The sequence below is a fragment of the Streptomyces sp. NPDC047081 genome, from assembly GCF_040643775.1.
Classification (GTDB): Bacteria; Actinomycetota; Actinomycetes; order Streptomycetales; family Streptomycetaceae; genus Streptomyces.
On record NZ_JBEYUY010000049.1, the window covers coordinates 14,532 to 28,182 of the forward strand.

Here is a 13,651-nt window from a genome sequence, read left to right on the forward strand (position 1 = left end):
AGACGAGTCACGGAGCGCCGGTACCTAGATACTAGGACGTCCTAGTAAATCGATGACGCGCCACGCGGTGTGACGAGAAGCACAAGTACTAGGACGTCCTACTTTCGCGCCCGCGCGCGTCGCAGATACCGCAGCGCCGACGCGGCCGCGTGCGCCCCGCACATGCCGTGCGCCCCGGCCCCCGGCGGTGTGGCGGCCGAGCAGATGTACATGCCGGGCACGCCCGTGGCGTACGGATCCAGCGCGGGACGCGGGCGCGCCAGCAGCTGCCGGACGGTGTTGGCGCCGGTGACGATGTCCCCGCCGGTGAAGTTCGGGTTGTACTCCTCGAACTCGGCCGGCGTGCGCACCGCCAAGCCGACGACCCGCTCGCGGAAGCCGGGCGCGAACCGTTCGATCTGCCCGACGATCGCCTCGGTGGCGTCGCCGTCGTAGCCGTACGGCACGTGCGCGTACGTCCATACGGGGTGGACGTCCCCGGCGGAGCGCTGCGGGTCGGCCAGGTACTGCTGCCCGACGAGGACGAACGGCCGTGCGGGCATCCGGCCCAGGTGGACGGCCTGTTCGGCGGCGGCGACCTCCTCGAAGGTGCCCCCGAGGTGCACGGTCCCCGCCCGGCGGGCCGCCTCGTGGGTCCAGGGCACCCCGCCCTCGACCGCGAAGTCCACCTTGAAGGCGCCGGGGCCGCGCTGGAACCGGCGGTAGGCGCGGGCGACCCGGCCCGGCAACCGATCGCCGAGAACATCGGCGACGGCACTCGGCGCGAGATCGAACAACACCACGTCGAACGGTGGGAGTTGAACCATCGACCGCACCCGGACACCCGTCTCGATCCGGCCGCCCCGCTCCTCCAGCAGGGCCGCGAGCGCGTCGCTGATCGCGCGGGAGCCGCCCGCCGCCACCGGCCAGCCGTACCGGTGCCCGGCCGCGATGATCGACACCCCGATGGCGGCGGTCGCGGGCCGGTGCAGCGGCCGGAACGCGTGCGCGGCGACCCCGCCGTACAGCGCCCGCGCGGCCTCCGTGCGCCACAGCCGGGCCACCGCGGTGGCGGGCAGCAGCGCGGGGACGCCGAAGCGGGTCAGCAGCAGAGGGTGGTGCGGTACGCGGGTGAGCGGGCCCATGAAGTCGTCGGCCAGCGCGTCGAAGTGCTCGCCCAGCGGACCGAACAGCCGCTCCCAGCGGGCCCCGTCGGGACGGCCGAGGCCCTCGGCGGTCTCCCGGACCGACCGGTGCAGGACGCCTGCCACGCCGGAGTCGAGCGGGTGCACGCAGTCGATCTCGGGCAGGCACCAGCGCAGCCCGTGGCGTTCCAGGCCGAGCGTGCGCAGGTAGGGCGAGCCGACCGCCATCGGGTGGGTGGCCGAGCAGTGGTCGTGCAGCAGGCCGGGTGTCAGCTCGCTGGTGCGGGTGCCGCCACCGATGGTGTCCGCCGCCTCCAGCACGGTGACGTCGACGCCCTCGCCCGCGAGCCGGACGGCAGCCGCGAGCCCGTTGGGCCCGCTGCCGACGACGACGGCTGTGCTCATGGGGGCTCCTCGGGGCAAGGGACTCCCTGTCGATGCTAGGTCGGCGGCCGGACGACCGCCTCGACGGGGCGCTATCCCCCTGCCACCAGCGCGTTCCCCAGCGCGGTCCGCTCGTACAGCACGTAATGGCCCTGGCGTCGTGCCCCGAGCAGTCCCGCCTCCCGCAGGGCCGTCAGATGGGCCGACACCGTGGACGGCGCCAGGCCGTGCCGGTCGGCGAGGGCCGTGGTCGCGGCGGGGACGGTCAAGTCGGCGAGCAGTGCGGCGCGTTGACGGCCCAGGAGGCGGGCGAGGACGGCGGGTGGTCTCGCGGGCGAAGAAGTGTGGAGGCGGCCCATACCCAGGGCCGGGTAGATGACCGTGGGCTGCCAGGGGCGGGCGAAGCCGCTCACGACGTCCGGCCAGACGAAGACGCTCGGCATGAGCAGGATGCCGCGCCCGTCGGGCCGCTGGGCGTCCGCCTGATCCTCGTACTGACTGAGGGTGAGGGTGAGGGCGGCCCAGTCGACGGTGGGGTGCAGGCCGGTGAGCAGGGCGTCGAGGCCTGTTTCGGCGGCCTTGCGGGCGCGGTGGGCGATGTCGGCCTGCAGGACGGCGCGATGGCGCGGCCAGTCCGGGGCGAGCAGGGCGTGCCAGGCCAGCTCGGTGAGGTCGGCGAGGCGGCGGACGGTGGCGGCGGGGTCGTCGAGGGCGGCACGGCCCTGCGGCGACTCGGCGAGGCCCGGTGTACCGGCGAGCGAGCGGGCCATCTCGGCGCGAGCCAGGTCGGGGTCGGTGGCGCGCATCCGGGCGAGTTCGTCGTCGATGGAGGGGTACGGCTCCTCGGGCGGCGGGCCGAGGAAGTCCGGGGTGTAGCCGCCGGGGCGGGGCACGAACAGCCACAGGGGTGCCAGGTCGAGGCCGGTGAGCGTGCGGTCCATGCGGCGCAGCCAGGCGCGGTGGTAGCCGTGCCGGGAGGGGCGGCGCAGCATGCGCAGCGCCTCGTGGGTCTGGCACAGCGGCGAGATCGCGAACCGGCAGCGGGTCAGGTCGTCCGAGCCCAGGTGCAGGGTCAGCGGCAAGGCGGCCTCCGTACGCGGTTCCGATTCGGTCAGGAGCGAAACAGTGGAGGGCCCTCACCCGGCCCAGCACGCTTGCCCCGTTGTTCCCGACACCCCGGAGGGCATCTGGATGGGCAGCGTACGTCCCGCCGCATGGCGCAGGGGCGCCGTCGTCGCGGCGCTGATGCTGGCGGCGTTCACCTTCAACACCGCCGAGAACCTCCCCGTGGGCCTGCTGTCGCTCATGGCGGCCGATCTGGGGGTGTCGCTCGGCGCGGTCGGCATCCTCGTCACGGGCTACGGGCTGACGGTGGCCGTGGTGTCGCTGCCGTTCGCCCATGTCACCCGCTCCGTGCCGCGCCGGTACCTGCTCGCCGGCCTCCTGGGACTGCTGGCCGCGGCCAGCTGGGTCTCGGCGCTGCACGCCGTCTCGTACGGGCTGCTGATGGCGGCACGCGTGGTCACGGCACTCGCGCAGGCCGCGTTCTGGGTGGTGATGGGCCCGGTCGCGGTCGGGCTGTTCCCGCCCGAGCGGCGCGGCCGGGTGATGGGGCTGCTGTCGGTCGGCGGTTCGCTCGCCACGGTGCTCGGTGTCCCGGCCGGGACCTGGCTCGGCGGCCACAGCGGCTGGCGAACGCCGTTCGCCGTCCTCGGTGTGCTGGCGGTGGTCTGCCTGCTCGTCGTCGGCGCCCTGCTGCCGACCTCCCGCCCTCAGGAGAACCATGCGGCATACGGCGCCGCCCCGGACCGGCGCCGGTTCCTCGTCGTCGTCTCGACCACCGCCTTGTCGGTGACCGGGGTGTTCGCGGCGTTCACCTACGTCGCCGCCTTCCTCGACGAGGTGGGCGGATTCGGCGAGGACGCCGTGAGCGGTGTGCTGTTCGCGTTCGGAGCGGCCGCGCTCGCCGGCGTCACGCTCGCCGGGCCGCTGCTCGATCGTTTCCCGCGTGGCACGCTCACCGTGCCGGTGGTCACGCAGGCGGTGGCGCTGCTCGGCCTGTACGCGGGCGGTGGCAGCCAGGTCGCCGCGGTCGCGCTGCTGATGCTGCTGGGCGCCTCGGTCGCGCCCGTCTTCATGGCCACGCAAAACCAGGTGCTGCGGGTGGCGCCGGGCCGCACCGAGACCGCGCTCGCGGCCAACTCGATGGCCTTCAACGTGGGTGTGGCCGCCGGGGCCCTCCTCGGCGGCGGACTGCTGCCGGTCGTCGGTGTGCGCGGCACCTTCCTGGCCGGCGGACTCCTCACCGTGGGCGCGCTGACCGTGCTGACCTGGCCCGAGTCCAGAGAGCCGGCCACGGTGGCGCAGCGGTGACGAAGTGATCCCTGTCCCGATTGGCGCAGTACGGCACAGCCGCCCCCTCCGGGAGGTCTATCGTGTCCGCATGTCCGTCCCCGAACTGATCCGTATCGTCTCCCGCGACTCGCCCATGGCGCTCGCCCAAGTGGAGCGTGTCCGCGCCGAGTTGGCGGTCCTGCACCCCGGTGTCCGCACCGAGGTCGTGCCGGTGAGGACGACCGGTGACAAGTGGATGGGCGATCTGTCCAAGGTCGAGGGCAAGGGGGCGTTCACCAAGGAGGTGGACGCCGCGCTGCTGGCGCACGAGGCCGATCTAGCGGTGCACTGCGTGAAGGACGTGCCGGCCGACCGGCCGCTGCCGGCGGGCACGACGTTCGCCGCGTTCCTCAAGCGGGACGACATCCGCGACGCCCTCGTGCACCCCGGCGGCCTCACCCTGGACGAACTCCCGGACGGCACCCGGATCGGCACCTCCTCGGTGCGCCGCACGGCCCAACTGGCCGCCACCCACCCGCACCTGGAGTGCGTGCCGTTCCGCGGCAACGCCAACCGGCGCCTGGCGAAGCTCGAAGCTGGCGAGGCGGACGCGCTGCTGCTCGCGGTGTCGGGCCTTGAGCGCATCGGCCGCCAGGACGTGATCACCGAGGTGCTCTCCCCGGAGGCGATGATGCCGCCGATCGGCGCGGGCATCCTGGCCCTGCAGTGCCGGGAGGGCGACACCGAGCTGATCGACGCGGTCAGTGGGCTCGGCGATCCGGACACGCACCGGGAGGCCACCGCGGAGCGCATGTTCCTGCACGTCCTGCAGGGCCACTGCAACAGCCCGATCGCCGGGTACGCGCGCGTGGACCACGGCGGCGAACTCTCGCTGCGGGCCTGCGTCTTCACCCCGGACGGCAAGACGCGGCTGAACGCGCACGAGTGGGCGGGCCGACTGGATCCGGCCACGCTGGGCACGTCGGTCGCGGTGGCGCTGTTGCGTCAGGGGGCACGCGAGCTCATCGACGGCATCCCGCACTGAGCCGGGCCCCGCGGGGTGCCGCCGGTCAGGCGGTGCCCTCCTCCGCCTGGTCCCGCAGGAAGTTGCTCACCTGATGGGCCAGGCCGCCCTCACGGCCGGGGCAGGCATGGGCGCCGACGCTCTCGTCGTGCAGTCCGATGCCGCCCGCCCACAGCCTGCGGTCGGCCCAGTCGTCGTCGACGCGCAGCTGGATCTGGACGTCGATCTGGCCCAGCGAGGCCTCGGGGCCGGCCGCGTACAGGACCGCCGTGGCCCGGCGCAGGGGGTAGACGTCGAAGCCCTCGATGAACTGCGAGTTGCGCCAGTCGATGAACGCGGCCTCGCCGTCGGGCCCGATCCGCACGTCGATCTGGCCGTCCTCCAGGTGGATGGTGGAGTGCCGGCTGCCGCGGTTCTCGACGGTCACGCGAAGACTGAAGTACGTCAGCCCCTCGGCCGCGTCGTCCCGTCCCCGGGGCGGCTCGGCGGCTTCCAGCCGGTGGACGCGGACACGCAGACCGGCATGCTCGTCGTACTCCTGCCAGTCCCCGACCACGTTCGGCTCGTACACAGTCCACCTCTTCGACCTCAGTGAGCTGCTTCCTATCTGTGTGCTCAGTGCACTGTCAAATGAGCAGAATGCGCTGTGGCCAGCGAATTCACCCCCTTTGATCGCTGATCAAGCCGTGCGCAGGAACAATTCGCGAAGGGCCGCACGCATGCGCGGGCGGGTGCGTGCCGCACATCACGTTCCGTGTCCTTGATCAGCGGGCGAGGCGGCCGAGAAGCGACGAGGCGGCGGTGATGCCGAGCGCGGCGGCCACGGCGAGTACGCCGAAGTCGAGCGCCACGTGCGCGTGCGTGCCGAGCAGGAGGCCGCGCAGGGCGTCGACTTCGTAGCTCAGCGGGTTGGCCTTGCTGACCGCCTGGAGCCAGCCCGGCATGACCGAGACCGGGTAGAGGGCGTTGGAGCCGAAGAAGAGCGGCATGGTGATGGCCTGTCCGAAACCCATGAGGCGGTCTCGGCTGAGCACGATGCCCGCGATGGTCATCGACAGGCAGGAGAAGAAGGCCGATCCGAGGACCACGACGGCCGCGACGCCGAGCAGCTTCAGCGGGTTCCAGGTCAGGGCGACACCGAGCAATGCGGCGATGACCACCACGACGAGCGCCTGGACCAGCGACTTGATACCGGCCGCGAAGGCCTTGCCGGTGATCAGCGCGGATCGTGGAGTGGGCGTCACCAGCAGCTTGTTGAGGATGCCGGCATCGCGTTCCCAGATGATCTGGATGCCGTAGAAGATGGCGATGAACATCGCGGACTGGGCGATGATGCCGGGTGCCATGTAGTCGATGTAGGGGATGCCGCCGGTGGGTATCGCCCGGATGCGGGTGAAGGTCTGACCGAAGATCAGCAGCCACAGGGCGGGCTGGACGGCGCGGGTGTAGAGCTCGGTGCGGTCGTGGCGCAGCTTCTGCAGTTCGACGGCGCACATCGCCACCACCCGGGCGGGCAGCAGCCGCCAGCCCGCGCGCGGCTCCGGCGGGCGCAGCAGCAGGGCTATGCCGGCCGCCGGGTCAGCCGACGCGGTTGGCGGTGCGACGGGTGCTTCGGACATCGCGGAAATCTCCTGACTTGTCGTCGAGGCCGCTGCCCGCGACCTCGCGGAAGACGTCCTCCAGCGTGGGCAGCGGCTCGCCGGCCGCCGCTCCGGCGGCGCGCCGGCGCTCGCCGAGCCCCTCCCTGAGCTCGGCCGGGGTGCCGAGCGCCCGGATGCGGCCGCGGTGCATGAGGCCGACCCGGTCGCAGTACTGGTCGGCCTCGTCCATGTAGTGGGTGGTCACCAGGACGGTCATGCCGGTGGCGGCGCGTACGGCGTTGATGTGCTCCCACACGCCGGTGCGGGCGATCGGGTCCAGGCCGATGGTCGGCTCGTCGAGGATCAGCAGCCGGGGCGCGCTGACCAGCGCCTGGGCGAGTTCGAGGCGGCGGATCATGCCGCCGGAGTACGTCTTGGCGAGCCGGTCGGCGGCATCGGTGAGGTCGACGGCGGTCAGCGCCTGGGCGACCCGTTCGTCCCGTTCCCGGCGGGAGACGTCGAAGACGCGGGCGAACAGGGCGACGTTCTCGCGTCCGGTGAGCCCGGCGTCGGCGGACAGCTGCTGCGGTACATAGCCGAGCAGACGCCGTACGGCCATGCGGTCGCGGGCGGTGTCGTGGCCGAAGACACGGACCATGCCGGCCGGGACCGGCAGCAGGGTGGTGATGCACCGGATCGCGGTGGTCTTCCCGGCGCCGTTGGGCCCGAGCAGGCCGAAGACCTCGCCCTCCCCCACCGACAGATCGAGCCCGTCCACGGCGTTGGTCTCGCCGAAGGAGTAGGCGAGCCCGGTACAGCTGACGGCCGGCGTGTTCGCGTCCCGCGTCATGACTCCTCGACCTCCTCGTGCAGGTTGTCGGCCAGCTTCCGCAGCGCGGGGATCGCCTCACGCAGCGCTTCCCGGTCCGCCTCGTCGAGCCCGGTCAGCCCGTCCCGTACGAGTTCCGCCCGGAGCTTGCGCCACTCGGCGAGCCTCGCCTCGGCCGCCGGGGTCGGCATCAGCCGGGCGGCGCGCCGGTCGGCGGGGTCGGTCTCGCGGACCAGATAGCCCTGCCGGGAGAGCTGGTTGACCAGCGTCGAGACCGAGTTGCTCGCCAGGTGGAGGTCCTTGGCGGCGTCCGAGATGCCGGTGCCGGGCCGGGACACGACCAGGCGCAGCAGCTCGACCTCGGCACCGCGCAGCTGCGGTGCGATCTGCCGGCGCAGACGGCGGCGGAGGAGCCGCTGGACACCGATGAGGGCGTCGATCAGCTCGTCCGGGAAGGTTTCCGGTTCCACACCTCGAAGATATCTCTGTAGCAGAGGTAATGAACCCAAGGGACGGTCAAACGTGACGGCACACACCCGCCGGACCGCACAGCGTCACCGTAATGCCCGATTTGTTTTGAAAGGCCGGATGCCGGGCATTCGCATTACGTGCTTCGGACAGGAGGCACATCCGTGGGAGCCGGTCAGGCCCCGGGTGTCTCCGCAGTCCGAGCCGTGCCTCCCATGGTGTCCGTCCACCGGCACCGCCTGAGGGAGGTGCGCGCGATGCGCATCACCACCAGCAGCAGAACCAAGGTTCACCCGCACGACGACGCCCCTGACACGGCCGAGGCCTTCCAGCGGCTCGCCCGGACACCCGCCGGCCCCCGGCGCGAGGCACTCCGGGACGAGCTGATCCGGGCCTGGCTGCCCATGGCGGAGCGGATCGCGGTGCGGTTCAAGGGGCGGGGCGAGTCCCTCGAAGACCTGTACCAGGTAGCGGCGCTCGGCCTCGTCAAGGCCGTCGACCACTACGACCCGGCCCGCGGCCACGCCTTCGAGGCGTACGCGGTGCCCACCGTCACCGGCGAGATCAAGCGCCACTTCCGTGACCACATGTGGACGCTGCACGTGCCGCGCCGGGTCCAGGACCTGCGCAACCGCGTGCGGCAGGCCGCCAAGGAGCTCTCCCAGACGACACCGGGCCGGGCCCCGACCGTCGCCGAGATCGCCGCACAGGCGCAGCTGAGCGAGAGCCAGGTGCGCACCGGGATGGAGGCCCTGGACTGCTTCTCCGCGCTGTCGCTGGACGCCGAGATGCCCGGCACGGACGGCTACGCCCTGGCGGACGCCATCGGCGGGCCCGATCCGGCGTACGACCTGGTCGTCGACCGGGTGGCGGTCAGCCCCCGTCTGCGGGCGCTTCCGGAGCGCGAGCGGACCATCCTCTACCTGCGGTTCTTCGGAGGCATGACGCAGAGCCGCATCGCCCAGCAGCTGGGCATCTCCCAGATGCACGTGTCCCGGCTGCTCAGCGGCTGCTTCGCGCAGCTGCGCGAGGAGCTGGTGGCCGGGGCGGGCTGACGGCTCCGGGCGGCTTCACCCCGATGGGCTCTCGGGGATCTGCGTCGGGCCGTGCCGGTCGAGGGCGTCCTCCAGCTCGGCGTGGATCTCCTGGGGCATCTCGCCGGTGCGGCCCCAGATCAGGATCAGTTCCGCGACATTGCGGAGCCTGATGTTGGTGTGCTGCGAGACGTCCTTCAGTACGGCCCAGCCCTGGTCGGGGCTCACCCGGGCGAGGGCCACGACCATGCCGATCGCCTGGTCCACGACCGCGTGCGAGGCGACGGCCTCCTTCAGCTGGTCGACTTCCTCTTCCAGCGCGAAGATACGGTCCGTGCCGTCGGCGGGCTCTCGTGCTCCTGCTGCCACGCGTCCCATGGTCGTCACTCCCCCGGCTCTGTGCCAGTGGGCCGCGAACGGGCGACACGCCCGTTTCGGTGCCGGTTCCAGGGTACTCGGCAGGCGCACCGGGCGGTTCCGGTTGGACACTGGTAGCTGGACCGGTGGCTGCCGGCCGACGACACCAGGACGCGACTGCCATGAACCACGACACGACACGCCCGAGCGGTCCGAGGAGCGTCGTCTCCTCGCACACCGTCTTCGGCGCGCCCTGCTGGGTCAGTCTGACCAGCCGCGATCTCGACGCCACTCAGGAGTTCTACAGCGCCGTACTGGGATGGCGGTGGCGCTCCGGCAAGCTCGGCGACCGCTTCCGGATCGCGGTCGTCGGCGGGACGCCGGTCGCCGGGATCGCCGCGGTCGCCTCCATGTGGCAGATGGCCGTGGCGTGGACGCCGTACTTCGCGGTGCCCAGCGCGGACGAGGCGGCGGCCCGCGCGCAGGAACGCGGCGGTACGGCGGCGGTCGGGCCGATCTCCTTCCCGCCGGGGCGGGCGGCGCTGCTGGCGGACCGGGACGGGGCGACCTTCGGGGTCTGGGAGGGTGAGCTCTTCACCGACTGGGAGAAGTGGCAGCGCGCGGCGCCGACCTTCATCCGGCTGCACACACGGGACGCCTTCGACGCGGCGATCTTCTACGGCGAGGTCCTGGACTGGGCCACGGAACGGCCCGGCTGCTGCGAGGTCGTCTACGAGGGCGGCGAGGTGGTGCTGCGCAGCCAGGGGACGATCGTGGCGCGGATCGAGTCCGGAGCCCTGGGGGCGGCACCGGATCCCACCATTCGGCCGCACTGGCAGATCCACTTCACGGTGGAGGACGTGACGGCGTGTGTGCGGGCCGCGGAAGTGCATGGGGGCAGTGTGCTGTCGAAGGGCAGCGACGAGGCGGTGCTGCGGGACGCGGACGGGGCTCAGTTCACCGTCGTCGGGGTGTGACCACGGCGCCCGCGCTGAGCCCGGCCCGGGCTACCGTCCGTCGAGTTCCTGGTCGAGGGTGAGGGCCGCGTCGATGAGGGCGAGATGCGTGAACGCCTGCGGGAAATTGCCCAGTTGGCGTCCTGTCGGGTCGATCTCCTCCGAGTACAGGCCCAGATGGTTGGCGTATCCCATCATCTTCTCGAACACCAGCCGTGCCTTGTCCGTGCGCCCCGCGCGGGCGAGGGCGTCGACGTACATGAAGGTGCACAGCGAGAAGGTGCCCTCGGAGCCGCGCAGGCCGTCGGGCGAGGCCTCCGGGTTGTAACGGTAGACGAGGCTGTCGCTGACGAGTTCGCGCTCGATGGCGTCCAGGGTCGATCCCCAGATCGGGTCCTCGGCGCTGACGAAACCGACCGTTCCCATCCGCAGCAGCGAGGAGTCCAGTACGCCACTGCCGTAGTGCTGGACGAATGCCTGCCGTTCCTCGCTCCACCCCTTGCCCATGACCTGTTCGTACACGGCGTCCCGCTCGGTCTGCCATCGTCCGGCCGCCGACGGCCAGCCCTTCGCCGCGGCGAGGCGCAGGGCCCGGTCGAACGCCACCCACGACATGACACGGCCGTAGGTGAAGTCCTGCTTCCCGCCGCGGGTCTCCCAGATCCCCTCCTCCGCCTGGTCCCAGTGGTCGGCCAGCCAGTCGAGGTTGGCCCGCGTCGAGGTCCATCCTCCGTGCCCGACCTGGAGTCCGTGTTCGTGAGCGAAGTAGATGCTGTCCAGGGCCTCCCCGTAGATGTCCAGTTGGAGTTGTGTCGCGGCGCCGTTGCCGATCCGTACCGGGTGGGAGCCCGCATAGCCCTCCCAGTGGTCGAGGATCTGCTCGTCCAGGTCGGTCGTGCCGTCGACCTTGTACATGATGTTGAGCGGGCCCGTGCTCCCGCCGCTGCCGGCCTGCTCCTTGACCCGGTCGCTGAGCCAGCCGATGAACGCCCGGGCCTCCTCCGTGAAGCCCAGCCCCAGCAGGGCGTACACGGAGAAGGAGGCGTCCCGGATCCAGGTGAAGCGGTAGTCCCAGTTGCGTTCGCCGCCCACTTGCTCCGGGAGCGCCGTCGTCGGGGCGGCGACCACGGCACCGCTGGGTGCGAAGGTCATCAGCTTCAGCGTGATCGCGGAACGCTCGACCATCTCGCGCCAGCGCCCGGTGTAGCGCGACTGTGCCAGCCAGGAACGCCAGAACGCCACCGTCTCGTCGAAGAGCCGCTCGTACGCGTCCAGGCGGACCTCGGCGGGTGGGGCTCCGGCCCCCATCTCCAGCACCAGCCCGCGCTGTTGACCGGCCTGCAGGGTCAGTGCGAAGCGGAGGTCGGCACCCTGGTCCGTGAGGACGTCGATGAGTCGCTCGTCCTCCGGTTCACGGATGGGGTGCACGGTGAGTGCGGTGCCGTCCTCCGCGGTGAAGACAGCGCCGTGCCCCGTGATGTGCAACTCGTGCTTCGCGCGCCCGTAGTCGAATCGCGGGGCGATCTCCACCTGGAACCTCATGCTGCCGCGCACACAGCGGACCAGTCGGACCAGCCGGTGGCGGGAGCTGACCGTCGTACCGGTCACGGGCATGAAGTCGACCACCTCGCCGGCGCCCGCCTCGGTCATGAACCGGGTCACCAGGACCGCCGTGTCGGGCAGGTACAACTGCTTGGTCGTGTTGGTCCGGTGGGCCGGCTGGACCGTGCAGTGTCCGCCCTTCTCCTTGTCCAGCAGCGCCCCGAAGACACTCGGCGAGTCGAACCGCGGCGAGCAGAACCAGTCGACCACACCCTCGGTGCTCACCAGCGCCGCGGTCTGCAGATCGCCGATGAGACCGTGGTTCTCGATCAGTGGGTAGCCGTTCACTGGGTCTTCCACCTCGCGTTGTCAGGGATCGTCTTTTCGGGCACCCGCACCTGGATGATCGACGGGCTGCTGGTGTTTTCCCGTGCACCGGTCACGGCATCCCTCAGCTCTCCGTACGTGCCGACTTCCCAACCCCGGCAGCCGAAGACCTCGGCCAACCTGCTGTAATTCCACCGGTGCAGCTCGCAGGGTTTGTAGTACGGCTTGTCGGAATGGAATACGGCCGCGTCGGCGAGCCATTGCTCCACGGCGTAGACGCCGTTGTCGATGACGAAGACGATCGGATCGAGCCCGAACCGGGTCTGCGTCGAGAGGCATTGCGCGGTCATCTGGAAGCCGCCGTCGCCCGAGAAGACCATGACCTTCTGGTCGGGACCCTTTGCCAGGCAGATACCCGTGGCAGCCGGTCCGCTGTAGCCGATCGAGGAGTAGGACGACTGGACGACGAATCCTCCCGGGCCGGGCACGTCGAGGAGGAGGCTCCCGAAGTAGTTCATGCTCGCGTCGGCGCCGACGATGGTGTTGGTGTCGATGTACTGCTGGACGTAGTTGTAGAACCCCTGATACGTGATGACATCGGCGTCGCCCACGGTCGGCGCGCTGCGTGCCGGCTTCTCCGGTGGTTTCCCCGCCTTGGGCGCGATGCTTTCGGCCAGGATGCCGTCGATCAGGTGCTCCAAAGCGACCTGTCCGCCGAAAAAGGTCCCGAACTTGACCGCGTCGAACGACGCGAACGCCGTCTTGTCGTAGTCCGGGTCCCAGCCCAGCGAGTTGATGTCCGTGAGCCACACACCGAGGGCCAGTACGAAGTCGGATGCGCCGACCAACTCGGTCACGCCCGCCGATGACGCCTGGCCGTCGAGCACGCCGACGAACAGTTCGTCGTCCTCGGACAGGACGGCTTTGCTGAGGAGCTCGGTGACGAACGGGACGTTCAGCTGCCGGATCAGGCTCGTTGCCTTTTCCTGAAGGCCGAGCCGGTCGATCTCCACGCCGAGCCAGATGAGTGGATTCTCGGCGCTTTCGAGCTGTGCCGAGATCTTTGCGACGGACTGTTCCAGGCTCGTCTCGTCCGACAGGGTCCTGGTCGGCTTCAGCAGGCCCGTCGGCGGTTCACAGTCCAGATCGACCATGTCCTGCAGCAGTTCGATGTAGATCGGCCGCCGTTCACTGATGCACCGGGTCAGCGCATAGTCGATCAGCGTCGGCGCGAGGTCCGGACTGTCGATCCGTATGGCCGCGACCGTCAGGTGCTCGAACGACTGAAGGTCCGTCTCACGTCCGCTGATGAAGTGATGCGCGCTGTAGCCGGTCTGCTCGAAGGTGATGGTCTTCTTTATGCTGGGCGTGCCGTTGATCAGCACGAGCGGCACCTTCTCGACGTAGGCGCCGGCGACGGCGTTCACGGCGCACAGTGCGCCTGCGGAGTAGGTGACGCAGAGGGCGCCGATCCCCTTCAGTCTTGCGTATCCGTCCGCCGCGTAACCGGCATTCACCTCGTTGACTTCCTCGACGATTTCAATGCCGTTCGGTGTGACGTAACGGTTCAACCATTCAATCGAATAGTCGCCCGCGATGGCGAACAGATGCTCCAGCCCCAGCTGGCGGAGCCGGTCCACCAGGTACTGTCCTACAGTGCAGCCCTCGTTCATGGTCGGAGCACCTCCGTGG

General features: G+C 70.7%; 13 protein-coding genes. 4 read left to right on the top strand and 9 right to left on the bottom strand.

Features of this window, described 5'->3' with window-relative positions:
- Positions 1 to 98 precede the first annotated feature (98 nt).
- A complete protein-coding gene (locus ABZ848_RS47045; protein WP_360842554.1) occupies positions 99 to 1,529 on the bottom strand; it encodes an NAD(P)/FAD-dependent oxidoreductase in 1,431 nt (476 codons plus the stop codon).
- A gap of 71 nt (positions 1,530 to 1,600) precedes the next feature.
- Positions 1,601 to 2,590 (bottom strand): DUF5937 family protein, encoded by a 990-nt coding sequence (locus ABZ848_RS47050; protein ID WP_360842557.1) that lies wholly within the window; start codon positions 2,588 to 2,590, stop codon positions 1,601 to 1,603.
- A gap of 109 nt (positions 2,591 to 2,699) precedes the next feature.
- Between ABZ848_RS47050 and ABZ848_RS47055 the strand changes: the two genes are divergently transcribed.
- Positions 2,700 to 3,881, top strand: coding sequence for an MFS transporter (locus ABZ848_RS47055; RefSeq protein ID WP_360842559.1), 1,182 nt, complete (start codon positions 2,700 to 2,702; stop codon positions 3,879 to 3,881).
- A gap of 70 nt (positions 3,882 to 3,951) precedes the next feature.
- Positions 3,952 to 4,887 (top strand): hydroxymethylbilane synthase, encoded by a 936-nt coding sequence (gene hemC / locus ABZ848_RS47060; RefSeq protein WP_360842562.1) that lies wholly within the window; start codon positions 3,952 to 3,954, stop codon positions 4,885 to 4,887.
- 25 nt (positions 4,888 to 4,912) lie between these two features.
- Here the strand turns inward: hemC and ABZ848_RS47065 are convergent, their stop codons facing one another.
- From ABZ848_RS47065 to ABZ848_RS47080, 4 genes are all read right to left on the bottom strand, one after another.
- Positions 4,913 to 5,437 carry a hypothetical protein gene (locus ABZ848_RS47065; RefSeq protein ID WP_360842565.1) on the bottom strand — a complete coding sequence of 175 codons (525 nt, stop codon included), beginning with the start codon at positions 5,435 to 5,437 and terminating at the stop codon, positions 4,913 to 4,915.
- 193 nt (positions 5,438 to 5,630) lie between these two features.
- Complete coding sequence (locus ABZ848_RS47070) at positions 5,631 to 6,485, bottom strand: ABC transporter permease (RefSeq protein ID WP_360842568.1); 855 nt, start codon at positions 6,483 to 6,485, stop codon at positions 5,631 to 5,633.
- Positions 6,445 to 7,296: an ATP-binding cassette domain-containing protein gene (locus ABZ848_RS47075; RefSeq protein WP_360842571.1), complete on the bottom strand. Its 852-nt coding sequence runs from the start codon at positions 7,294 to 7,296 to the stop codon at positions 6,445 to 6,447. Before ABZ848_RS47075 ends, ABZ848_RS47070 begins: the two co-directional genes overlap by 41 nt.
- Positions 7,293 to 7,745, bottom strand: coding sequence for a MarR family winged helix-turn-helix transcriptional regulator (locus ABZ848_RS47080; RefSeq protein WP_360842574.1), 453 nt, complete (start codon positions 7,743 to 7,745; stop codon positions 7,293 to 7,295). The genes ABZ848_RS47075 and ABZ848_RS47080 overlap by 4 nt, the downstream gene beginning before the upstream one ends.
- Positions 7,746 to 8,000: 255 nt before the next feature.
- Between ABZ848_RS47080 and ABZ848_RS47085 the strand changes: the two genes are divergently transcribed.
- Positions 8,001 to 8,798, top strand: a complete 798-nt coding sequence (locus ABZ848_RS47085; RefSeq protein WP_360842578.1) for an RNA polymerase sigma factor SigF — start codon at positions 8,001 to 8,003, stop codon at positions 8,796 to 8,798.
- Between the two features lie 15 nt (positions 8,799 to 8,813).
- Here ABZ848_RS47085 and ABZ848_RS47090 read toward each other — a convergent pair whose 3' ends face one another.
- Complete coding sequence (locus ABZ848_RS47090; protein WP_360842581.1) at positions 8,814 to 9,146, bottom strand: ANTAR domain-containing protein; 333 nt, start codon at positions 9,144 to 9,146, stop codon at positions 8,814 to 8,816.
- 170 nt (positions 9,147 to 9,316) lie between these two features.
- Between ABZ848_RS47090 and ABZ848_RS47095 the strand changes: the two genes are divergently transcribed.
- On the top strand, positions 9,317 to 10,111 hold the full coding sequence (locus tag ABZ848_RS47095; RefSeq protein WP_360842584.1) for a VOC family protein: 795 nt from the start codon (positions 9,317 to 9,319) through the stop codon (positions 10,109 to 10,111).
- 30 nt (positions 10,112 to 10,141) lie between these two features.
- Here ABZ848_RS47095 and ABZ848_RS47100 read toward each other — a convergent pair whose 3' ends face one another.
- Together ABZ848_RS47100 and ABZ848_RS47105 are read right to left on the bottom strand one after the other, a co-directional pair.
- Complete coding sequence (locus ABZ848_RS47100; RefSeq protein WP_360842587.1) at positions 10,142 to 11,980, bottom strand: glycoside hydrolase family 15 protein; 1,839 nt, start codon at positions 11,978 to 11,980, stop codon at positions 10,142 to 10,144.
- Positions 11,977 to 13,632: a thiamine pyrophosphate-dependent enzyme gene (locus tag ABZ848_RS47105; RefSeq protein WP_360842590.1), complete on the bottom strand. Its 1,656-nt coding sequence runs from the start codon at positions 13,630 to 13,632 to the stop codon at positions 11,977 to 11,979. Before ABZ848_RS47105 ends, ABZ848_RS47100 begins: the two co-directional genes overlap by 4 nt.
- Between the last annotated feature and the right edge of the window lie 19 nt (positions 13,633 to 13,651).

What these genes read in the sequence shown, in the direction of transcription:
- ABZ848_RS47055 (WP_360842559.1), top strand. Translation starts at nt 2,700, where the DNA reads ATGGGCAGCGTACGTCCCGCCGCATGGCGCAGGGGCGCCGTCGTCGCG.
- hemC (WP_360842562.1), top strand. Translation starts at nt 3,952, where the DNA reads ATGTCCGTCCCCGAACTGATCCGTATCGTCTCCCGCGACTCGCCCATG.
- ABZ848_RS47095 (WP_360842584.1), top strand. Translation starts at nt 9,317, where the DNA reads ATGAACCACGACACGACACGCCCGAGCGGTCCGAGGAGCGTCGTCTCC.
- ABZ848_RS47075 (WP_360842571.1), bottom strand. Translation starts at nt 7,296, where the DNA reads ATGACGCGGGACGCGAACACGCCGGCCGTCAGCTGTACCGGGCTCGCC.
- ABZ848_RS47105 (WP_360842590.1), bottom strand. Translation starts at nt 13,632, where the DNA reads ATGAACGAGGGCTGCACTGTAGGACAGTACCTGGTGGACCGGCTCCGC.
- ABZ848_RS47045 (WP_360842554.1), bottom strand. Translation starts at nt 1,529, where the DNA reads ATGAGCACAGCCGTCGTCGTCGGCAGCGGGCCCAACGGGCTCGCGGCT.
- ABZ848_RS47085 (WP_360842578.1), top strand. Translation starts at nt 8,001, where the DNA reads ATGCGCATCACCACCAGCAGCAGAACCAAGGTTCACCCGCACGACGAC.
- ABZ848_RS47070 (WP_360842568.1), bottom strand. Translation starts at nt 6,485, where the DNA reads ATGTCCGAAGCACCCGTCGCACCGCCAACCGCGTCGGCTGACCCGGCG.